This window comes from Alkaliphilus sp. B6464 (assembly GCF_018141165.1).
GTDB lineage: Bacteria > Bacillota > Clostridia > Peptostreptococcales > Natronincolaceae > Alkaliphilus_B.
Genome location: NZ_CP058557.1, coordinates 2,912,728 through 2,934,883, shown reverse-complemented (window position 1 = coordinate 2,934,883; position 22,156 = coordinate 2,912,728). Strand labels below are relative to the sequence as shown.

At 34.0% G+C, this 22,156-nt stretch carries 23 protein-coding genes, 1 other RNA gene and 1 riboswitch; of the genes, 19 read left to right on the top strand and 5 right to left on the bottom strand.

The annotated features are described in order from the left end of the window. A riboswitch (guanidine-I (ykkC/yxkD leader) is annotated at positions 1–96 on the top strand. A gap of 329 nt (positions 97–425) precedes the next feature. Continuing rightward, positions 426–578, bottom strand: coding sequence for a DUF3796 domain-containing protein (locus HYG84_RS14805; RefSeq protein WP_212378532.1), 153 nt, complete (start codon positions 576–578; stop codon positions 426–428). A 299-nt stretch (positions 579–877) separates the two neighbouring features. Next, on the bottom strand, positions 878–2,167 hold the full coding sequence (locus tag HYG84_RS14800; protein WP_212378530.1) for an L-cysteine desulfidase family protein: 1,290 nt from the start codon (positions 2,165–2,167) through the stop codon (positions 878–880). A 305-nt stretch (positions 2,168–2,472) separates the two neighbouring features. Between HYG84_RS14800 and HYG84_RS14795 the strand changes: the two genes are divergently transcribed. From HYG84_RS14795 to rpoD, 12 genes are all read left to right on the top strand, one after another. Continuing rightward, complete coding sequence (locus tag HYG84_RS14795) at positions 2,473–3,642, top strand: MalY/PatB family protein (protein ID WP_212378528.1); 1,170 nt, start codon at positions 2,473–2,475, stop codon at positions 3,640–3,642. Positions 3,643–3,663: 21 nt separating this feature from the next. Continuing rightward, complete coding sequence (locus HYG84_RS14790; RefSeq protein ID WP_330655489.1) at positions 3,664–4,935, top strand: dicarboxylate/amino acid:cation symporter; 1,272 nt, start codon at positions 3,664–3,666, stop codon at positions 4,933–4,935. A gap of 17 nt (positions 4,936–4,952) precedes the next feature. Continuing rightward, positions 4,953–5,321: a RidA family protein gene (locus HYG84_RS14785; protein ID WP_212378526.1), complete on the top strand. Its 369-nt coding sequence runs from the start codon at positions 4,953–4,955 to the stop codon at positions 5,319–5,321. Positions 5,322–5,333: 12 nt separating this feature from the next. After that, positions 5,334–5,588, top strand: coding sequence for a glutaredoxin (locus tag HYG84_RS14780; protein WP_212378524.1), 255 nt, complete (start codon positions 5,334–5,336; stop codon positions 5,586–5,588). An 18-nt stretch (positions 5,589–5,606) separates the two neighbouring features. Continuing rightward, positions 5,607–5,999 carry a RidA family protein gene (locus HYG84_RS14775; protein ID WP_330655488.1) on the top strand — a complete coding sequence of 131 codons (393 nt, stop codon included), beginning with the start codon at positions 5,607–5,609 and terminating at the stop codon, positions 5,997–5,999. A gap of 187 nt (positions 6,000–6,186) precedes the next feature. Beyond that, positions 6,187–8,238, top strand: coding sequence for a sigma-54 interaction domain-containing protein (locus HYG84_RS14770; protein ID WP_212378522.1), 2,052 nt, complete (start codon positions 6,187–6,189; stop codon positions 8,236–8,238). A 332-nt stretch (positions 8,239–8,570) separates the two neighbouring features. Continuing rightward, positions 8,571–8,888, top strand: coding sequence for a PadR family transcriptional regulator (locus HYG84_RS14765; protein ID WP_212378520.1), 318 nt, complete (start codon positions 8,571–8,573; stop codon positions 8,886–8,888). Beyond that, entirely contained in the window at positions 8,881–9,468 is a 588-nt protein-coding gene (locus tag HYG84_RS14760) for a DUF1700 domain-containing protein (protein ID WP_212378518.1), read from the top strand. The genes HYG84_RS14765 and HYG84_RS14760 overlap by 8 nt, the downstream gene beginning before the upstream one ends. Next, positions 9,465–9,638, top strand: a complete 174-nt coding sequence (locus HYG84_RS14755) for a hypothetical protein (RefSeq protein WP_212378516.1) — start codon at positions 9,465–9,467, stop codon at positions 9,636–9,638. The genes HYG84_RS14760 and HYG84_RS14755 overlap by 4 nt, the downstream gene beginning before the upstream one ends. A 294-nt stretch (positions 9,639–9,932) precedes the next feature. Beyond that, complete coding sequence (locus tag HYG84_RS14750) at positions 9,933–10,946, top strand: deoxyguanosinetriphosphate triphosphohydrolase (RefSeq protein ID WP_212378514.1); 1,014 nt, start codon at positions 9,933–9,935, stop codon at positions 10,944–10,946. Positions 10,947–11,150: 204 nt separating this feature from the next. Next, entirely contained in the window at positions 11,151–12,968 is a 1,818-nt protein-coding gene (gene dnaG / locus HYG84_RS14745; protein WP_212378511.1) for a DNA primase, read from the top strand. Positions 12,969–12,986: 18 nt separating this feature from the next. Further along, on the top strand, positions 12,987–14,102 hold the full coding sequence (gene rpoD / locus HYG84_RS14740; protein ID WP_212378509.1) for an RNA polymerase sigma factor RpoD: 1,116 nt from the start codon (positions 12,987–12,989) through the stop codon (positions 14,100–14,102). A 237-nt stretch (positions 14,103–14,339) separates the two neighbouring features. Here rpoD and HYG84_RS14735 read toward each other — a convergent pair whose 3' ends face one another. Continuing rightward, positions 14,340–14,543 carry a hypothetical protein gene (locus HYG84_RS14735; protein ID WP_212378507.1) on the bottom strand — a complete coding sequence of 68 codons (204 nt, stop codon included), beginning with the start codon at positions 14,541–14,543 and terminating at the stop codon, positions 14,340–14,342. A gap of 44 nt (positions 14,544–14,587) precedes the next feature. Between HYG84_RS14735 and HYG84_RS14730 the strand changes: the two genes are divergently transcribed. The 7 genes from HYG84_RS14730 to HYG84_RS14700 all read left to right on the top strand — a co-directional run bounded on the left by HYG84_RS14730 (position 14,588) and on the right by HYG84_RS14700 (position 20,376). Next, entirely contained in the window at positions 14,588–15,343 is a 756-nt protein-coding gene (locus tag HYG84_RS14730; RefSeq protein ID WP_249168643.1) for a tRNA (adenine(22)-N(1))-methyltransferase, read from the top strand. Next, positions 15,334–16,161, top strand: coding sequence for a Nif3-like dinuclear metal center hexameric protein (locus HYG84_RS14725; RefSeq protein ID WP_212378505.1), 828 nt, complete (start codon positions 15,334–15,336; stop codon positions 16,159–16,161). Before HYG84_RS14730 ends, HYG84_RS14725 begins: the two co-directional genes overlap by 10 nt. 47 nt (positions 16,162–16,208) lie before the next feature. Next, complete coding sequence (locus tag HYG84_RS14720) at positions 16,209–16,616, top strand: ribonuclease HI family protein (RefSeq protein WP_212378503.1); 408 nt, start codon at positions 16,209–16,211, stop codon at positions 16,614–16,616. Between the two features lie 74 nt (positions 16,617–16,690). Continuing rightward, positions 16,691–17,081: RNase P RNA component class A (gene rnpB / locus HYG84_RS14715), an RNA gene on the top strand. Between the two features lie 829 nt (positions 17,082–17,910). After that, positions 17,911–18,360: a GNAT family N-acetyltransferase gene (locus tag HYG84_RS14710; protein WP_212382322.1), complete on the top strand. Its 450-nt coding sequence runs from the start codon at positions 17,911–17,913 to the stop codon at positions 18,358–18,360. Positions 18,361–18,585: 225 nt separating this feature from the next. Further along, positions 18,586–19,584, top strand: a complete 999-nt coding sequence (locus HYG84_RS14705; RefSeq protein ID WP_212378501.1) for a serine hydrolase domain-containing protein — start codon at positions 18,586–18,588, stop codon at positions 19,582–19,584. 150 nt (positions 19,585–19,734) lie between these two features. Continuing rightward, positions 19,735–20,376: a lactate utilization protein gene (locus HYG84_RS14700; RefSeq protein ID WP_212378499.1), complete on the top strand. Its 642-nt coding sequence runs from the start codon at positions 19,735–19,737 to the stop codon at positions 20,374–20,376. A 203-nt stretch (positions 20,377–20,579) separates the two neighbouring features. Here HYG84_RS14700 and HYG84_RS14695 read toward each other — a convergent pair whose 3' ends face one another. Next, a complete protein-coding gene (locus HYG84_RS14695) occupies positions 20,580–21,821 on the bottom strand; it encodes a DUF4097 family beta strand repeat-containing protein (protein WP_212378497.1) in 1,242 nt (413 codons plus the stop codon). Beyond that, on the bottom strand, positions 21,814–22,134 hold the full coding sequence (locus HYG84_RS14690) for a PadR family transcriptional regulator (protein ID WP_212378494.1): 321 nt from the start codon (positions 22,132–22,134) through the stop codon (positions 21,814–21,816). Before HYG84_RS14690 ends, HYG84_RS14695 begins: the two co-directional genes overlap by 8 nt. Positions 22,135–22,156: the final 22 nt, after the last annotated feature.

Below are 22,156 nucleotides of genomic sequence, written 5' to 3'. Positions count from 1 at the left end.
ATTTAAGTTTTCTAGGGTTCCGCAGTTTGTACCTGGCAGGTCCGAGAGAAAACACACAGTTAACTGTGTACACGGAGGGATAAAAGCCTGGGAGATATTTAATAATATTTCTATGGCTTTTTTTATTATCTATCTTTAAGGAGGTATATTTTAATGCAAAAGCTTATTATTGAAGATGACTTTTTGAACCTATTTCCAAATGCATGGATTAGCGTTGTTGTTTGCCATGGCATAGATAACTCTATAAAAGATAAGACAACTATACTGATATGATTTATAATTCAGAAAAGGAAGCTTTAAAACATTTGAAGAATGCAGAACTCAGCAGTAACGAAGTTATAAAAGTATGGAGAGAGGCATCTCAAAAATTTAAAACAAAGAAAGGTGCAAGGTCATCGATTGAGGCACAATTCTCATCTTAATAACTAATCTTGTACCACCTTGAAGTAGCCGAAAAATCCAAAGAATCCAAGAAATCCAAAATAATTCGTATTATTTGTGAATAATCCCAATAAACCTAACAATCCGAATAAACCTAAATAGCCTAACTTATTTACGTCATTAAATTTTTTTTTCATAAATAATCCCTCTTTCACATGTCTTTCACATTAATATATATATTAATAGAGTTATAAATATATAACATAATACGTTTATATTTATAACGCATAATTTTTAGTTTCTGCAGTTAGCTAGAATAGTTAGAAATATACGGTTAAGAAGTGTTGCAGTTCTAATGTTTACTGTAACAATCAATGTTTTGTTAACGATATTAATAGCAATAATACAGAGGAAATAATAATAGCTACTAATAAAAAAAGTACCCTGTAAGTTAACACAGCCTCTTTTCTGCATCTATCTTACAGGGTACAGTTTACTACCTCTGGTCTTTCTCTATCATGATAGAGAGAATGGTTCGGTCTGTTTCAGCCATGCCAGGATTGCTAACTTGTCCCATGTTTCGTATAGCTTGTTCTGCTGTTATATCGCAGATTCCGTCTGATGGCTGCAGCGCTACGTCAGACATAGCCAGATAAGCACACATTAATGCTGCATTTGTTGCAGTAGCCAGCTTTAAGGCACAGCCGATTTTGCCGCCGTCACAAATCATACCGGTTAAATTTCCACTCATGTTAATAATACTATTGGCAATTTGGCGGTCATTTCCGCCCATCAGCCATACCATAGCTGCTGATGCTGCTGTAGCAGCGGATACGCCGCAGCCACAGGTGGCAGATAGCTTGCCTGTAAAAAGCTTGATATAAACGTTCAGAGTGTGTGAAAATGCCAGTGCTTTTACCAGTTGCTCTCTAGAGGAATTTAAGTAACGGGCCATTTCGGCTACGGGAAGAATAGCTGTGATTCCGTGATTGCCGCTGCCGGCACTGCTCATGACAGCGTATGGGCAACCGCTCATACGACCTTCGGCGCTGCTGGCAACGCGGAGCATAGTTCGGCTGAATAAATTATCTCCCATAATATCTGCAGTCATTTTTTCCTGTAGGGCAGAAGCGATGCCGATTCCCAGAGAATGCTCCAGACCATAGTCTGCCAGCCTTTCATTCATATCAACGCCATCTAGCAGGAAGGAAAGTTCTTCTTCACTGCACTGACCAATCAACTCACGCATTTCAGCTATGTTCATAAGCTTAAGCTGTTGATGAAGGGAATCGTCAGATTCGGCAAAGTATTCTTTCTGCAGAAGTACATCATTATTTCGTTTGGTAAAAATGATATTGGAATGGGTGCCGCGGATTTCGCTGATACCGATTCCAGCAGTGGTGATAATTTCCGATCGTACATATAATTGAGTTTCTTCATGCTTAATCACTACTATAACCTGGCTGTTTTCTACAATTTTTATGGCTTTCTGACTTACCTCTAGTGTGATGTCCTCTAAAAGCTCCAGCTTCTTCTCAGGATTTCCCATGGTTGCTCCCAGTGAGGCCGCATATTTAAGGCCTACGCGGTCGAAGTTGGGGATACCTACAGACATTCCGTTTTTATAAACTCCAGGATTTACCTCTATTTTAATAGAAACAATTTTGCCTCCAATGGCATGGTAGGCGTCTGCCGCAGCTAGGGCTACACAAACAGGTTCGGTACATCCGAGGGCGGGAACAACCTCCTGCTTTAATAAGGCTAATAAATTTTCTTTTGTTAGCATTGGGAAAATCTCCTTTCAGGGTTTGCTTTTTTACTTTTTATATAGAGCAAAAAATATGCCAATTTTGAATCGGAGAAAAAGGGGAGGTTAGAATCGGAAAGAAAGGTAAAATGAACAAAGAATATGGTTAAAATGGTCAGATTGACCATATATATAACCAAATAGACCAATTAAAATAAACTGAAAAGGCTAAAAAATATAAATTTTTTTAAAAAAATGCCGAAAAAAATTTTGGCATGGTTTTTGCTCATTATATTTAGTATCAACTGCAAACAGCAAGGGCAGTGAGGAAAGGAAGATTTATTATGAAATATGATTTTGATGAAATCGTTGACCGCAGTAATAACCGTGCTGCAAAGTATGATGAACGGGTGGGGAAATTCGATACAAGTGAAGTGATTCCTTTGTGGATTGCGGATATGGATTTCAGAACTGCTCAGCCAATCATCGATGCTTGCAAAAGGAAAGCTGAGGAAGGCATCTGGGGCTATACTTCCAGACCGGACAGCTACTTTAAGGCCGTACAGGAATGGCAAAAAAGGAGGAATCAATGGGATGTTGATGTATCTCTGATGAGCTGGAGCTTAGGAGTTGTTCCTGCATTGTCGACTATTGTTAAAATTTTCACCCACACCGGCGACAAAATTTTGATTCAGACTCCGGTTTATTCAGAGTTTTATGATGTCACAGAGGCTTGGGAACGAGTAGTGGTAGAAAATCAGTTGATAGAGAAAAATGGAAAATGGTATATTGATTTTGAGGACTTTGAAAAAAAGGCAAAAGAGTGTAAGATTTTTTTTCTGTGTAATCCTCACAATCCCCTTGGCATTGTATGGGAGCCTAAGGAATTAAAGAGGATGGCGGAAATCTGTATTGCAAACGATGTTCTTCTGGTGTCAGACGAGATACACTCAGATTTGATTTTCCATGGAAAGAAGCATACGCCTACAGCAACACTTTCCAAAGAAATTGCGGAAAAAATCATTACCTGTGTATCTGCAACTAAAACTTTCAACTTAGCAGGTCTTCAGGCTTCTACGACTATCTTTCCAAATGAACAGATGAAGCAGAAGTTCGACCGTTTTTGGATGAATATGGATATTCATAGAAACAATGCTTTCAGCTCAGTAGCCATGGAAGCGGCTTACAATGAAGGTGAAGAGTGGTTGACACAACTGCTTGCTTACGTATCAGAAAACTTTGATTTTATTAAGAAATATTTTGATGGAAACATCCCAAAAATTAAGCCCAATGTTCCAGATGCTACATATCTGGTCTGGCTGGACTGCCGAGAATTAGGCATGAGCAATGAAGAACTCCGTGACTTCATGATTCAGAAGGCTGGTCTAGGCTTAAATGAAGGATGCAGCTTTGGACGTAGCCTTTCCGGTTACATGAGACTTAATGCAGCATGTCCGCGCTCTATACTGGAACAGGCATTGAAACAATTAAAAGAAGCAGTTGATAAATTATAAAATATAAAAGAGAGCATTTTTATGAAATTATGGAAAGGAGAGCATAAACATATGGATAAGAAGAAAATATGGAAGAATTATCGATTTCCTCTCATTTTACTTGGTGGGATTATTACAGGAGCTATACTGGGTGTTATTTTGGGGGAAAAGGCAACAGTATTTGCGCCTTTGGGGGATATTTTCATTAATTTAATGTTTACTATCGTAGTTCCGATGGTATTTGTTTCAATTGCAACCGCTGTAGGCAGTATGCTGAATATGAAACGTCTGGGTAAAATTCTGGGAAGTATGGTGCTGACCTTTGTGGTAACTGGATGCTTCGCAGCAGTTCTAGTCCTGACGGTTGTCAATGTCTGGCCGCCAGCAGCGAATACTGCAATTACAATGGGAAGCGCAGAGATGCAGGAGAGTGCAAGCATCAGCTCTATGATTGTAGGCTCTTTGACGGTTGACGATTTTTCTGGTCTTATGAGCCGTAAAAACATGCTGCCGATTATTGTATTTGCCATCATTTCTGGTCTGGCTGTATCTGCCTGTGGTGGGGAAGAAAGCTATGTAGGCCAGTTGTTAGGAAACCTGAATAGGGTCATTATGAAGATTGTGGAAATGATTATGAAGCTAGCTCCTATTGGATTGGGCGCTTATTTTGCAAACCTGATTGGTGAGTTTGGTCCTCAGCTGATTGGGGATTATGGACGTACGATGCTGATCTATTATCCTATGTGTCTTGTTTATGGAGTGGTTTTCTACCCGGCTTATGCATATTTTGCTGGGGGAAGGCTGGGAGTAAAGAAAATGGTTCAGAACATTTTCAATCCTGCAATTACTGCATTTGCCACACAAAGTTCTGTAGCTACCCTGCCTGTTAATATGGAAGCCTGTAAAAATATTGGAGTACCGGAGGATATTTCTAACATCGTTCTGCCTATGGGAGCTACCATGCATATGGACGGTTCTGTACTTTCGTCCATAACGAAAATTGCTTTCCTGTTTGGTGTGTTCCAAATGCCGTTTACAGGAGTGGGGACCTATGCCATGGCTGTCTTGGTAGCAATTTTAAGTGCATTTGTATTATCCGGTGCTCCAGGCGGCGGTCTGGTAGGAGAAATGCTGATTGTCAGTCTCTTTGGTTTCCCGTGGGAAGCATTTCCATTAGTTGCCACCATCGGATTTTTGGTGGACCCGGCAGCTACCTGCCTCAATGCGTCAGGTGATACCATTGCCTCCATGATTGTCGCACGTTTAGTGGAAGGTAAGGATTGGATGTTAAAGATAGAGAAAAGTAAAATATAAAGAGAGGAGAAGAACACATGAAAATTCTTGAAACAACAAAAGCGCCTGGAGCTATCGGACCATACTCTCAGGGCTATGAAGTAAATGGGATTGTTTACACTTCCGGCCAGATTCCGGTTAATCCGGAAAATGGAGAAATAGCGGAGGGAATTGAAGAACAAGCAAAGCAAAGCTGTGAAAATGTAGGTGCCATTCTGAAAGCAGCAGGCACCGGATTTGAAAAAGTATTTAAGACTACCTGCTTTCTGTCAGATATGGGGGATTTTGCAATTTTTAATGAGGTTTATGCAAAATATTTCGTATCAAAGCCAGCCCGCAGTTGTGTAGCAGTAAAGACCCTTCCAAAGGGTGTATTATGCGAAATTGAAGCAATAGCTGTAAAATAAGGAGGAAATCATATGAAAATTACTGTAATTGGAAGCCATCTTTGCCCAGATACCCTAGCTGCATTAAACAAGCTTTCTGCTGCTGGAGCAGATATCGATTTTAAGAATATCCTGTCCTGTCATGCAGATTTAAAGGAATATCTAAAACTGAGAGATACTAATGTTCTTTACGATGAAATCAGAAGAACAGAACGCCTAGGAATTCCATGCTTTGTTTTAGAAAACAATGAATTGACCATGGATATTAACAAGGCTCTGGAGGACTAAGAAAAATACCTATAATATATGAAAAGAAAGGAAGAAGAACACATGAAAATTCTTGAAACAACAAAAGCGCCCGGAGCTATCGGGCCATATTCTCAAGGTTATGAAGTAAACGGGATTGTTTACACTTCCGGCCAGATTCCAGTTAATCCGGAAAATGGAGAAATAGCGGAGGGAATTGAAGAACAAACAAAACAAAGCTGTGAAAATGTAGGTGCCATCCTGGAAGCGGCAGGTACCGGATTTGAAAAAGTATTTAAGACTACCTGCTTTCTGTCGGATATGGGAGATTTTGCAATTTTTAATGAGGTTTATGCAAAGTATTTCGTATCAAAGCCAGCCCGCAGTTGTGTAGCAGTAAAGACCCTTCCAAAGGGTGTATTATGTGAAATTGAAGCAATTGCTGTAAAATAAGGCGAGGATTGGCTGTTAAAGAGAGAGAAAAATAGCAATAAAATGGATGCTGCAGAAAGATGTATGTTGGTATAACAGAATTTGCAGCATTCTTTTGTCATGGAAATATAAAAAAGTAATAAATTGAATTCACTTAATATTTAAGCTATAATATATGTAACTAATATGAGGAAATTATGGAGGAAACATGAAAAAAACGATATCTGTAGTGGCTTTTGATTCCAAGGCCGGAGAGTTTTATGCAAAAGAAATTAATGAACTGTTTGGAGAATATGTAAAAATAGCATCCTACAGCGTGAGCGATGGGTCTGCCATGGGAGCGTTGCCTAAGGCAGATTTATTTGCGATTTCAACAGATGCATATGGTTCCGCAGAAGAAGTGGCCCGTCATGTTCCAATAGACAGCCAGACCATGGGAATTGAGGTTTCCTACCGATGGAGTACGCTGCAAAACCTCAGTATGATACCAAAGGGAACCCGGGCGCTTTTTGTAAATTTGACGGATACCATGGCCCGGGAGGCTATTGCACAGCTGCAGCAGCTGGGGATAAACCATATTCGTTTTATTCCATTTTATCCAGGTGCTGTTTTGGAAGAGCCGGTGGATATGGCTGTAACGCCGGAGGAGGAGAGATATGTACCTCAGAGCGTAAAGAAGGTTTTAAATATCGGAGACCGTTCCTGTACATCGGGGATGATGATTGAGATTGCCTTGCGTCTGGGACTTGAACAGCTGCTGGATACGAAAAAATTCCAGAATTATTTTCAGGCAATGGCAACGAATAATTACAGCTTTAATCAGATATACGCCCGTTCTAGAAGACTGGAAAGCCAGTTCCATATTTTGATGGAAATATTGGATGAGGGGCTGATAGGCGTTAATGAAAAGGGTGAAATCTTTGCATGCAACAAGAAAGCCTGTCAGATTGCAAAGATTGAGGAGAATCTTGTCCTTGGCAGGTGCGGGGAAAAAGTATTTCCGTATATTCCTTTTTATAGCGCCTTGAAAGACAAGAAAGAAATTCCGCCTAAAGTGATTAAGCTGGGCGGCGTAAACGTAAGTATTGCAGTTATACCGGTTCTGCGGCAAAAGGAATGCATCGGTGCATTTGCTACCCTGCAGGAATTTAGTGAGCTGGAATCCAAACAGAATGAGTTAAGAAGCCAGCTGCTGAAAAAAGGTCATTGTGCCAAGTACACCTTTGATGATGTAATCGGAGAGTCAGATTGTATCTGCCGGACGAAGGAGATTTTAAAACGGATGGCGGCCACCGAAAGTCCGGTTTTAATTGCAGGTGAAACAGGAACGGGAAAAGAACTGCTGGCTCATGCGGTACATTGTGCATCTAAGCGAAGTAAGGGTCCTTTTATCGCCATTAATGTGGCAGCTATGCCGGAAAATCTTCTGGAAAGCGAGCTTTTCGGCTATGAAGAGGGTGCATTTACTGGTGCGAAAAAAGGAGGACGTACCGGACTGTTTGAATTTGCCCATGGCGGTACCTTGTTCCTCGATGAAGTAGAAGGTATGAGTCAGGCCATGCAGGTAAAGCTACTGAGAGTTCTGCAGGAAGGCGAAGTCATGCGTGTAGGCGGCAGCGGAATCATAAGCGTTGATGTAAGAATTGTTGCAGCAACCAATGAATCCCTAGATCAGAAGGTTGAGGAAGGAAGCTTCCGAAAGGACCTATATTACCGTCTAAATACCTTGACAGTTGTAGTACCGCTGCTACGGGAACGGGGAGAGGATGTTTTTCTTTTGATGGAGCATTTTAAAGAGGAGCTCCAGGGTGACTTTAAGTTATCAGAGGAGGTGAAAGACTTTCTGCATCAGTATTCCTGGCCGGGAAATATCAGAGAACTGCATAACACAGTGGAATACTTTGTTTATACCGGGAAACAGGTGATTGAGATAGATGATTTACCGCCTACTATTTTCCATGGCCGGACATCCAGACCGATGAATGTGGAGAAGAAGGAGAGACTGCAGGAGGTGGTTTCTCCCTTCTGGTTTGTTCTGGAAGAGCTTTATATGGCAGCGGAGCGGAATGAGTTTATCGGAAGAGATAAATTGATGATGGAAGCAAAGAAGCAGCATCTTCTATTGTCCCAAAAGGATATTCGAGATATTTTAAAGGACATGGAGGAAAAGGGTTTTGTAAAAATCAGAAAAGGAAGAGGCGGCAGCAGGCTTACCTTGAAGGGAAGGGAATATTGGCAGAGTCGGGATATGTGTCATTGATGAAAGTGGTGGGCATTTTGTTCTTGAACTTCTGATGGTTAGTGTTTATAGAAAACCAGTAGAAGGATATAACTATTAAGGTATGTATCGAAAACTTGATATAATCAAATATTATTTAATAATCACATTATTAGGCAACTAATAATGTGATTATTTTTTGAATCTGTTGTTCTTATTAAAGGAGTAATGGCTTTCAGAGTATATAGTGTTTCTGTTTTTGAAAGGCTATGTACTTACTTTAATCTCTACTGAAAAATGATAGTTGTTTAAAAAAACAATACTTGACACCTTATACTATGCATTGTATAGTATAAGGTGTCAGGAGGTATGAGATGGATATTCAATTAAAAAAGGGTTTATTGGAATTTTGTGTTCTTGCAGTATTGAGAAAATCCGATTCGTATGGTTATCAAATTGTAAAAGATGTTTCTGATTGTATTGAGATTTCAGAATCTACATTGTACCCAATATTAAAGCGTCTAGAATCAAACGCATACCTTGAAACATATTCTGTAGAACATAATAGCAGATTACGTAAGTATTATCGGATTACAGAAGAAGGGAAAAATCACATAAATGAATTTTTAAATGATTGGCAACAAGTTATGAATATTTATCATTTTATAAAAGGGGGTAAGGAGAGTGAATAAATTAGAATTTTTAAATACATTAGAGAGATATCTAAAATGTATAGGAAAACAAGACCGTGATAAATTTATTAGATATTATGAGGAAATGATTGAGGACTATAAAGAAGATGGATGCAAAGAAGTAGATGCAATCGAAAAAGTAGGTAACCCAAGAGATATAGCCGATACTATTTTATTAGAGCAAGAAGATATGATTATTAAAGTGCCGTCAACTGGGAGTAAAGTTATAAATAAAGTATTATTAATTTTAGGATTCCCATTATGGGGGTCTTTAGCATTATCAGCGATGTTATTTGTTTTATCTGCTTGTATTGTTATGTGGAGTTTTCCTTTCGTAACAGGGGTAAGTGCAATTTCATTTTTTATTGGATCTTTAGTTAGTATTTTGGGAGCACCATTTGTAATGGTAGAAACACTACCTGTGGGAATTGTTCAACTTGGATTAGGGATTGCTTTTATGGGATTGTCGATTTTGTTAGCATTAATTACTACTTACTTGTATAAAAAACTAGTTGGTATAATGAAAACATTCAGATCAAAATTAGGTAGAGTGATTAATGAGAAAGTGGTGAGGATATGAGAATAAAAAATTACAAAAAGAAATGTATTACGTTAGGCATTAGTTTAATTATAACAGGTACTATTATTACAATAGTAGGATTTGGACTAACTGGTTTTGATCTAAGTAAATTTAAAGCAACAGATTCATATAAATGGTATCGTACTATTAATATAGGCTATAACTTTTAATAACCGACATAGTCGGTTATTTTTGTACCATATGCAGTTGTATATTGATGAGTACTAGCACAACATAGGAAGATTAATCTGGGGCATTATCATATGATATAGCAATAGTGTAATTTAAAATGTTAAATTGGGTATAAATAAAATATAATTAGTAAAAATTTATGTTATAGAAAATATGTTCGATAAAGAGGAATTTTTAAAGTTATGAGGTATATATAATAAAGAAAAAATTTGAAAATTATTAGCACAGCATAGTATTAATTTTGAAAATGAAATATAGAAAGGTCGGAGCTTATGACTCTATCTATTAGACATACTACAGAACAATTAGAAGAAACTACACTTTCATCTTTTGCTCAGTTTAGCAAAAATAGTAAAGGTAGAATAATACCAGAAAAAGAATGTGATATTCGTACGATATATCAAAGGGATAGAGATAGAATAATTCATTGTAAATCCTTTAGAAGCCTTAAAGAAAAAACTCAGGTGTTTATTGTAAAAAATGATTTTTTTAGAACTAGACTAACTCATACATTAGAAGTTAATCAAATTGCACGTACTATTGCTAGAGCATTAAGACTAAATGAGGACTTAGTAGAGGCCATTGCACTAGGTCATGATCTAGGTCATACATGCTTTGGACATAGAGGTGAAGACGTGCTAGATAGGTTAAGTGGCAGATTTAGACATAACGAGCAGAGTCTTAGAGTGGTAGATATTTTAGAGAGAGATGGTAGAGGCTTAAATTTAACATTGGAAGTTAGAGATGGAATATTAAACCATACAGGACCAAAAGAGCCACTAACGCTAGAAGGAAAATTAGTAAGGAAAGTAGATCGTATCACCTATTTATGTCACGATATTCAAGATAGTATAAATGCTGGTATACTTAAAATAGAAGATTTACCATCCATTGTATTGAAAAGACTTGGTAGTAGCCATAGTGAAAGAATTAATACATTTGTAATTGATGTTATTAATGAAACGAATAAAAATCATAAAGAAGGTATAAATATAGATATTTATCAAAGTGATGAGATTTTAGAAGCGATGAACATATTAAGAAACTTTATGTTTAAAAATGTATATTATGGTGAAATATGTTCTGAAGAAAAAAAGAAAGCAGAATTTATTGTCGAATCTTTGTATACTTATTTTTTAAGTCACCCTAAGGAAATGCCCATAAAATATTATGGTAACATTAGCAAAGAAGGTTTGGAAAGAAGCGTAACTGACTTTATAGCAACATGTACAGACTCCCATGCAATTGAAATTTTTCATGAAAAATTTATTCCTTCTAAGAAATAATATATATGTTCTACCATGATAAATATTCAGAATGTTTTTTTTTAGGTTCTAAAGAAGGAATTACTAAGATATATGTCGAATAAATTTCATCATATGCTAGTGGAGAAAAATTGTTGATAAAACCTTTAAGGAATTGCATGCTGCTAGAAGGAGATTATAAAAATAAGCAGAAGTATATAGTATAAATATTTATAGGTGATTATAATGGAGAATTTTTTTCCCGAAGAGTTAATTAATGAAGTAAAAGACAGTAATGAGATTATAGATGTAATTTCGCAATATATACAAGTTAAATCAGTAGGATCTTCTTACAAAGCCCTATGCCCTTTTCATAGTGAAAACACACCTTCCTTTATTATAAATCGTGAAAAGCAAATTTACAAATGCTTTGGCTGTGGCGAAGGTGGCGATGTGGTTCGCTTTATTATGAAAATTGAAAACTTAGACTTTATAGAATCTGTAAGACTATTAGCGAAACGAGCTAATATCGAAATCAAAAGTACAGAGTCTTCAGAAGAAGTAAAAAGAGAAATAAAAGAAAAGAATCTTTGTTATGAAATTAATCGAAAAGTAGGGCTATATTTCTATCGTAACTTGACTAAAAAGCCTAACCCAGCTTTAGAATATTTAGTAAATAGGGGACTAAATCCCAAAACCTTAGCGAGCTTTGGATTAGGTTATGCTATTAATAGCTGGGACAACCTTATTTTATACTTACAAAGGGAGGGTTATCAGTTAAGTGATATCCAAAAGTGCGGATTAATAAGACCAAATAAACAAAATGGATATTATGATTATTTTCGCAATCGTATAATGTTTCCTATATTCAATATACGTGGAGATGTGGTTGGTTTTGGTGGAAGGGTAATGGATAATTCATTACCAAAATATCTAAATTCTCCAGAAACAAAAATATTTAATAAAAGCAATATACTTTACGGTTTAAATTTTGCTCGTAAAAATATTAATAACAGACAAATGATATTAGTAGAAGGATATATGGATGTAATAGCCCTGCATCAGGCAGGTTTTAAAAACGTAGTAGCCTCATTAGGCACATCCTTAACAAAATATCATGGTCAACTATTAAAAAAATATTGTGATGAAGTTATAATATGTTTTGATGGAGATACAGCAGGTATAAAAGCAACTATGAGGAGTGTTGATATACTAAATGAAGTAGAGTGTCAATTTAGAATTATGACTTTACCTGAAGGAAAAGATCCAGATGATTTCATAAAGTTTTATGGTAATGAAGCATTTAAGGAACAAATTAATAATGCAATTAGTCTAATAGATTATAAAATACTTTTAGCCAAAAATAAGTATTCTAGTAATACTATTGAAGATAAGGTAAAACTTGCAAAAAGAATTGCAGTTATTATAAGAGATATTAAAAGTCCAATAGAAAAAGAAGCCTACATTGAAAAGGCCGCAAATGAGACAGGCATCTCAAAAGAAGCTATAAAACTAGAAGTATTAGGTAAGTCTAAAAACATATCAATGAATAGAAATAACGTTAAGTATAGTTCAAACTACAAAAGGGATAATAAGTATATAGAAATAATTCCTTTAGTAGAACAAAAGGGACATATTATTGCAGAAAAACAGTTAATAAAATTTATGCTTACAGATAATAAACTAATACAACATATATTGAATAGTATATCTGTGGAGGATTTTTCAGTTTGGAGCCATCAAGAAATAGTCGCATATTTAGCTGATAACGTGAAAAGCATTGATGAAAAGCAAATAGAAGAAATACTTCCTCATTTAAAAGAAGATATAAAGCAGATATTGTCAACTGATATTAAGCACATTGAGTTAAATAATACATTGGAAAAGTATGTTATTAACTTAAAGAAATATAAGTTACTTTACGATATAAAGAGATTAGAGGAAGAACAAAATAGCATTATGAAAGATTCAAATTTAACTAAGGAAGAGGTTGAGAGCAAGTTGCTAAATATAGGCATGGAAATAGTGAGAAAGAATGTACAAATACAAAAGCTGAAGGCGTAATGAAGGGAGGGTGTAACATTGGATAATATAAAAGATACAAAAAAACAGACAATTCAAAAGCTAATAGAAAAAGGTAAAAAGCGCGGGATGATTACCTATTCCGAAATTATGGATGTATTAGAGGATGTCGATTTAGATAAGGATCAAATAGATGAAATATATGATCACTTCGCTACAATGGGTATAGATATTGTAGGTGATAAGGAAGATACAGATGAAGACATAGATATTGATGAATCTGCATTAGAACCGGAGATGGAAGTAGAAGAACATATTGAAGATGATGCTAGTTTGCTAAAAGGGGTCAATATAGATGATCCTGTTAGAATGTATTTAAAAGAAATTGGGAAAGTGCCTTTATTATCTGCTGAAGAAGAAATTAATCTAGCAAAAAGAATGGATGCAGGAGACGAAGAGGCAAAGAAAAAGTTAGTTGAAGCCAATTTAAGGTTAGTTGTAAGTATTGCAAAGCGATATGTAGGTAGAGGTATGCTCTTTCTAGATTTAATTCAAGAAGGAAATTTAGGACTTATTAAGGCTGTAGAAAAGTTTGACTATAAAAAGGGATTTAAGTTTAGTACCTATGCTACATGGTGGATACGTCAAGCAATTACAAGAGCAATAGCGGATCAAGCCCGAACTATTAGAATACCCGTTCATATGGTTGAAACAATTAACAAATTGATTCGTGTATCAAGACAGTTGTTACAAGAGTTAGGAAGAGACCCAAGACCAGAAGAAATTGCGGTTGAAATGGATCTTTCAGAGGACAAGGTTCGAGAGATACTTAAAATTGCTCAGGAACCAGTTTCTTTAGAAACACCTATTGGTGAAGAAGAAGATAGTCATTTAGGAGATTTTATTCCAGATGATGATGCACCAGCTCCAGCAGAGGCAGCAGCATTTTCATTATTGAAAGAGCAACTTGTTGAGGTATTGGATACACTAACACCTAGAGAACAAAAAGTATTAAGATTACGTTTCGGATTAGATGACGGTAGAGCAAGAACCTTAGAAGAAGTAGGTAAAAAGTTTGATGTAACAAGAGAGAGAATAAGACAAATTGAAGCAAAAGCATTAAGAAAGCTTAGACACCCTAGTCGAAGTAAAAAGTTAAAGGATTATTTAGAGTAAAAATATAGTTTCGCTTTATAACAATTTGTCTGATGGTATTGTATCGGTTTATAGTACACTCAAAATTTACTCTGAATTTTCAAGTGCCTTAAATACTACCAATCTTCTACTTCTTTAAAGATAATTAATAATTTTTTAATTTATACGTTCTCATATAATGAAAAATAGATTCGCAAAAATGCGAATCTATTTTTGATAATAAACTAACAAAATAGGTAGTTAATATTTAGGATATATTTAATGCCAATAGTTCCATCTAAGTCCATATTCTATTTTATTCTGAAGTTCTTCATCGGATTCTTGATTATCTAGTTGGTCTTGTAAGATGTGCATTATTTGATCCGCTTCTTCTTCCCATTCTTGAGTTGTTCCACCCCAGCTAAAGCTTATCAATTCCTCTGGGCGTATAACTTTTTTAGGTCTTTTTTTAGTATTTGGCATGATGAAACCTCCTTTCAATTAGTTTGGGAAGGTTTATAAAAAATATGATGGTACCTTTTGTAAATGATAATTCAATAGCTAAATTTAAAAGAGGTGATTTAGAATTGAGCATAAAACTAACTCCAAGATTACAAAAAATAGTAGATCAAGTTATAGAAGGAGATGTTGTAGCTGATATAGGAACAGATCATGGATATATTCCTATATATTTATTGAAAAATAAAATAAGTCCCTTTGTAATAGCAGGGGATATTAACCAAAAACCTTTAGAGAGTGCTGAAAATAATATTCAAAAATATGCCCTTTCAGACGTGGCAGAAACTAGACTAGGAAGTGGACTTTCAATTTTAAAACCTGGGGAAGTAGATACTGTTATTGTTGCAGGTATGGGTGGATTATTAATAAGTGATTTATTAACTACTTCAAAGAAAGTAGTAGAAAAACTTAATACCTTAATTCTTCAGCCAATGCAAGCCCAACCAGAACTAAGAAAGTATTTAATAAATAATGGCTTTACTATAGAAAAGGATCTATTAGTTAAAGAAGACCATCATATTTATGAAATTATTGTGGCAACTCATGGAATACAAGAAATAAGGGATCAAATTTGCTATGAAATTGGATTTCACATAAATAGTAATCCAAAACCATTAGCTATTGAGTTTATTAGTGGGAAAATAAGAGCAACAAAAATGGTTATAGAAAACATATCCAATAATGCCTCTGAGCCTTCAGTTGAAAAATTAAAAGAGATGAATATTAAACTAAAAAAACTAGAGGAGGTGCTTGAGTGTCTATAAAAGTAGGCGATATAACTCAGATTATCGAAAATTTAGCTCCTTTAAGCTACGCATATAAATGGGATAATGTAGGTTTACAGCTAGGAAGTAAAGAAGATAGTGTAACTGCTGTTTTGACAACACTAGAAATAACAGAAGATATTTTAGACGAGGCTATTAAAAATAATGTTAATATGATTGTTACTCACCATCCAATGATTTTCTCTCCATTAAAAAATATTACAAAGGAAGATATGAAAGGAAAACTTATTTATAAGGCTATTAAAAACAATATTAGTATTTATGCTGCCCATACTAATATAGATGCAGCATCTGGAGGATTAAACGATTATATTGCAGATAGATTAAATATAAAAGATACAAAGATTTTAGAAGAAGTAGGAAATAATATTTATTCTATAGAAGATGAAGAACCATCCAATGGAATTGGAAGAGTTGGAAGGTTAAATAATCCTAAAACACTAGCTAGGCTGGTAACAGAAATTAAAGAACAAATTAATATTAAATATATTAGAGTAGCAGGAGATTTAGAGGCTACTATTGAAAATGTAGCTGTAATTAATGGAAGTGGTGCAGATCTTATACAGTCCGCCATCTATGAAGGCTGTCAATGTGTAATTACTGGAGATGTAAAGTATCACGATGCTCAAGATGCAATTTCCCAGGGAATAAATGTAATTGATATTGAACATTACCATAGCGAAAAATTTTTTGCTAACTTTTTAGCCGACTATTTATCTGATGAAGTAAGAAAAAGAGGATTAAATGTAAATATTATAGCATCGAGTATAGACATTAATCCTTTTCAAACACTTTAATTACATATATAATAATAACACTAAAAATATATTAAAAGGGTGATTGTATGGACTTAAAAGAGGCGATAATTTATACTGATGGAGGATCTAGGGGTAACCCAGGAATAGCAGGAATAGGTATACTTATAGAAGATAAAGACGGAAATGTAATAAGAGAAATTAGCCAATATGTTGGAGAGCAAACTAATAATGTTGCAGAATATAAGGCTCTTAGCCGTGGACTAGAAGCCGCCCTAGACATTGGTATTGAAAAATTAACATGCTATTTAGATAGCGAACTAGTAGTAAAGCAAATTAAAGGAGAATATAAAGTTAAAAACGAACGAATGATCCCAATGTATAATATGGTTATGCCACTAGTTAAAAAGTTTAAGAGTTTTGAAATTATACATATACGTAGAGAGTTAAATAAAAGGGCAGATCAATTAGCTAATGAAGCTATGGACAAAAAATAGGTACCATTTTTTACATTTTGACATTTTGATTAAATAGTGTTATGATTAAAATCTACTTTAAAAAAATAATATTGTGAGTAAGTCAGATGATCGCGGGCACAGCTATGCTGTGAACGAGGAAAGTCCGAGCTCCATAGGGTAAGGCGCTGGGTAACACCCAGTGGGGGCGACCCCAAGGAAAGTGCAACAGAGAGATACCGCCAGAACCATTGCTCAGTAGAAATATTGAGTTTGTGGTGAGAACAGCTTGTAGCTGTCTGGTAAGGCTGGAAAGGTGAGGTAAGAGCTCACCAGAGGCTAGGTGACTAGTCTGCTATGTAAACCCCGCCTGGAGCAAGACCAAGTAGGAACAAAAAAGCGGCGACCCGTCGTGTTCCGTGGTAGGTTGCTTGAGCCGTCTGGTAACAGCCGGCCTAGATAGATGATCGTCTAACACAGAACTCGGCTTATAGATTTGCTCACTTTAAATATTAATTACACTAGCTTAAGGGCTGGTGTTTTTTATTGTTTTTGCGAGGTTTTTTTCTAAGTTCTGATATTGAAATGTTATACTCCTAATTCCGAATTAGTTTAAATTATATTGTCATAAAACCTTCGCCAGAACTATAGGGGACATCTATTTTCAAGTTTAATATTAACAACAAAAAGCCGGTACGATTTTGATACAAAAATGTATCAAAATTGTACCGTATAAATAGCAACATTAGATAAATTACAGGATATTAGAATATGAGAATATAAGCTACAAGGCGTTATTTACAGTCTATAAAGGATAAAGATATTTTAGAAATGCCAATAAGTACAAGTACACTTATGAATTTAAAATAGTACATAAAAAAGAAGTAGTTTGATTTTTGAGCTGCTTTTTTAATTCGATATTTAACACATTAATGTACATAGAAAATTTAAAATAGCTTTAATGGCATTATAGCTAAATATACTTATATACAAAGATACTAATTTTAAAGAAAGATAGCAGATGTTTTTACTGATATACAATATTTTGAAATTAATGTTATAATTAGCATATAGTGAGAATATGATTTGATACATATTTGTAGATAGGTATGTACTAGTGTAACTTTTAAAATTTAAAACAAGTATGAGAGGAGTCTTAAAAATGGATATTCAAGTAACGCTTGTCCCATATGAAGATAAAACTATTTTATATAATTTGATTCAGTTATATTGATATGATTCTAGTGAATTTGATGGACATGTATTAAATAAACATGGGTTATATTCATATAAGTATTTAGATAATCAATGGACAGATAATTATCGGCGCCCATTTATAGTCAAAGTTGACGATGAAATCGCTGGGTTTGCTTTTATTATTCTTGATGTTCCTAAGGAGTTTACAGTATTAAGTTTAGTAGAGAAAACTAATGTAATTAGTGATTTTTTTATAATGCGTAATTATAGAGGAAAAGGAGTAGGTAAGAAAGTTGCATTTTCCATATTTGATCAATTTCGTGGATCATGGGAAATTAAGCAAACCTTAGAGATGGAAATATTATTTGATATTTCTGTACTAACTTCAGCTAATAAGATTCAAATGCTAGAAATCGGAGAGCGAGGTTCTAGAGATAGCTTGAAAATAGAAATAACTAATCACGATATTACACAAGTTTTATTAGAAGAAATGGAAGGAGGTCGGTTTAGGCAAACTAAGGATTCGAGACCATCTTCTGATAATTACTTACTTTATTCAATGATGGTATATGGTCTAATTTTTCTATGACTTATGAGAGCACTTTAATATTTAGTTCAATTATTTCTATATTTGGAGGTAGTGGATTTTTGTGTGAGCTCTATAAAAAAGATTAGAAAGGTTAAAAGCATTATCTTTTAGTAAACTATATTGCGTATCATCTTTTTAGACGTAACAGATTGATTTGCATAATGCTAATAAACATCAGTAAAATATAGCGAAGTAAAAATTATTTAATATAAATGGAGGAGAAAAATGGAATTTGAAGAGATGGTAGAGAAAGATTTTAGTGGCTGTATTTCTGTTGTTAAAAATGGAACTGTGATTTTTGAAAAAAACTATGGTTATGCTGATTTGTCCAATAAAATTCCTAATAAACTTAATACCAAATTTGCTACTGCTTCGGCAGGAAAAGTTTTTGTTGCAGTTGCCATTTTGCAACTAATAGAAAGTGGAAAATTAAGATTTGATGATAACATAGGAAATTTACTTGATTTTGGTTTAAAGGAAATTGATAAGAGAATAACAGTTAGACAACTGTTGTGTCATACATCTGGAATTCCAGATTACTTTGATGAAAGTATAATGAGTGAATATGATGAGTTGTGGAAAGATTATCCTAACTATAAAATTAGGAAGTCATCTGATTTAATACCACTTTTTATTAACAAAGCTATGATGTATCGACCAGGAGAAAGATTTCAATACAATAATACTGGCTTTGTTGTATTAGGTTTAATTATTGAAAAGTTAACAGGTCAATTATTTGATGAATACCTAAAAAAGAATGTTTTTGAACCTTGTAGTATGTTTGATACAGGTTACTATGAATTGGATAGATTACCTGAAAATTGTGCTAACTCGTATATATATGACAAACAACGTGGAGAATATTATACCAATATTTATAGTGTAGATGTTAAAGGAACTGGTGCAGGAGGAGGATTTACTACAGTTTTAGATATAAATAAGTTTTGGTCAAATTTATTAAGTGAAAAACTTATTTCTAATAAAATGTTGGAACAGATGTTAAGTGTACAAAGTAGCAGTAATTCAGAATACTATGGATATGGTATTTGGCTTGGTAAGATAGAAGATAATACATATATACCATATTTTCAAGGTTGCGATCCAGGGGTAAGTTTTATATCGAGTTATGATACAGTTAACAATACTAGTATTACGGCAGTAAGTAATTTTGGATGCAATGTATGGGAATTAAGAAGGAATATATTTAGTTCCATTAACAAATAGTCACTTTCTGACCTTCCGTAATAGTATTGTGTACTGAACTTTGATTTCTTACAATACATCCTGTCATTCCAAAAATTAAACTTACCATATCAATTTTGAGATTATAATTTATATATGTTATAATAGTATAAAAATGGGGAGTGGAAAGCAATGGATTCAAATGCTAAATTTATTGTAGATGCTAGAGTACAAAGAACCATAAAAAATTTAGAAAATAACAATATGAGTGGATATTATGTAGAAACAGAAAAGGAAGCCTTGGAAAAAATTAAAGAGTTAGTAGAAGAAGGAAGCTTAGTAGGAATCGGGGGTTCTATGACACTTTTTGAAATAGGTGCTATTGATCTTCTTAGAAAGGGAAATTATAAACTTTTAGATAGATATAAAGAAGGTATAGCTCCTGCAGATATGAAAGAAATTTTTAGACAGAGTTTTTTTGCTAATACATACTTAACAGGCAGTAATGCTATTACTGAAAATGGCGAACTTTATAATGTAGATGGAAATGGGAACAGAGTAGCAGCTATGTTATATGGACCAGATCAAGTTATAGTAGTAGTAGGAATCAATAAGTTAGTAAAAAATATAGAGCAGGCTATTTCAAGAGTTGAGGAGACGGCAGCCCCTGCTAATAATATAAGGCTTCACAAAAATAATCCTTGTACAAAGGTAGGGCATTGCATGGATTGTAAAACTGAGGGTAGAATCTGTAATGAATATACAGTAATTAAGAGACAGAGTGCGAAAGGAAGGATTCATGTAATCATTGTTAATAAGGAGTTAGGCTATTGATTATATTATTGAAAATTTAGACATGTGTTTTTTTATAGAGCTCTAATAAAAGAATGGTTTTAAGATTCATAATATATAAAAAAGAAGATAATAAAAAGGAAAAATTCACTAAATTATTAGCGAATTTTTCCTTTTCTCCTATTAATATTTAATATTTATCTATACTCTCGGATAAATTCAATAAAATATCCTTTAAACTTTATTTATCTTTTATCAAATCTAACATCTCCAGATGAAGTTGATATCTTAATATATTTATCTCCAGAACCTATTGTTCCCTTAAATCTACCACTCTTATTTTCATCTATAGTCATTGGAATATTAGATTTAAAGGTTCCTGAAGAAGTTGAACCTGTAACTGCATAGTTTGATTTATCAGATAGTTTTAATGTCATATCTCCAGAAGATGTAGATAAATCTATATTTCCAGATGTATTTTCAAGATCTAATATAATATCACCCGAGCTACTAGTCATATATAAATAACCTATACAGTTTTGTGCATTAATATTACCAGAAGAAGTTACTATATTTAATGTTTCACCATTAATATTTTTTACATCTATATCGCCAGAACTAGCATTAATATTATACTCTTCTCCTTTTAGATTACTTATATCTATATCGCCAGAACTAGCATAAATATTATACTCTTCTCCTTTTAGATTACTTATATCTATATCACCAGAACTAGCATTAATATTAAACTTTTCTCCTTTTAAATCACTTATATCTATATCGCCAGAAGAGGAAGTTATATTATAACTTCCATCAAAAGTAGTCGGAACGAATATTTCTAAAACTAAATCAGATTTACGTACACTTGTAAAAATATTTTTTCGAGTTTTCAACTCTATCTTTAAATTATTTAGTTCTTTGGTTACATTTAAATCTGGTACAATATTGGATATAATGCTTCCGTGGTAATAAATTCTTACATCGTCTCTTTCTTGTGGAATAATTTTAATATCTACAAAACTGGTAATAGCAGAAATGCTGTTAACTCCATTAATACCTTCAGTCATGTTTTTATCAATAGTTTCAGATTTTACTACTCCATCTATAGACATAATATTCATAAAATTTCCAGGTCTATAATTATTGCTTATCATTAAATATAGTAGACCAACTCCAAAGACCACAATAGTTACTCCAGCTAAAATAGGTAATATTTTTTTAGATATTATTTTGCTTGTATTGTCATTAGAATAATTGTTATTTTTATTATAGTTTTTATCATAATTAGCAGGATTAGATATTATTTTATAATTATTTGCAACTTGTTGAGGATCTCCTAATTCATTTGAAATTTCTGCTTCGGATTTTCCTTTAGAAAGTCCTATGTCAAAGTGTTCTTCGTAGTCATACAAAATATCCTGCAACTCATCATTAGGCATGCCTTGTAAGGCAAATTTTAATTGTTCTAAGTATACTTTTCTATTCATTAAAAACACCCCTTATAATATTATTAACCCCATTAACGAAACTTTCCCATTCTATTTCTAATTCATCATATACTTCCTTGCCTTTAGAAGTTATTTTGTAATACTTTCTAGGTGGACCTTCTTGAGATTCTTGTAAGTAAGTAGTTACATATCCCTCTGTACGAAATCTTCTAAGTAAAGGGTAGATAGTTCCTTCAGATATGCTTATGAATATAGAAATATGCTCTACTAACTCATAGCCATAATAATCTCTTTTAACTAGCAAGGAAAGAACACAAAGTTCTAGTACGCCTTTTTTAAATTGTATGTTCATAAGTTTCTCTCCCTATTATATT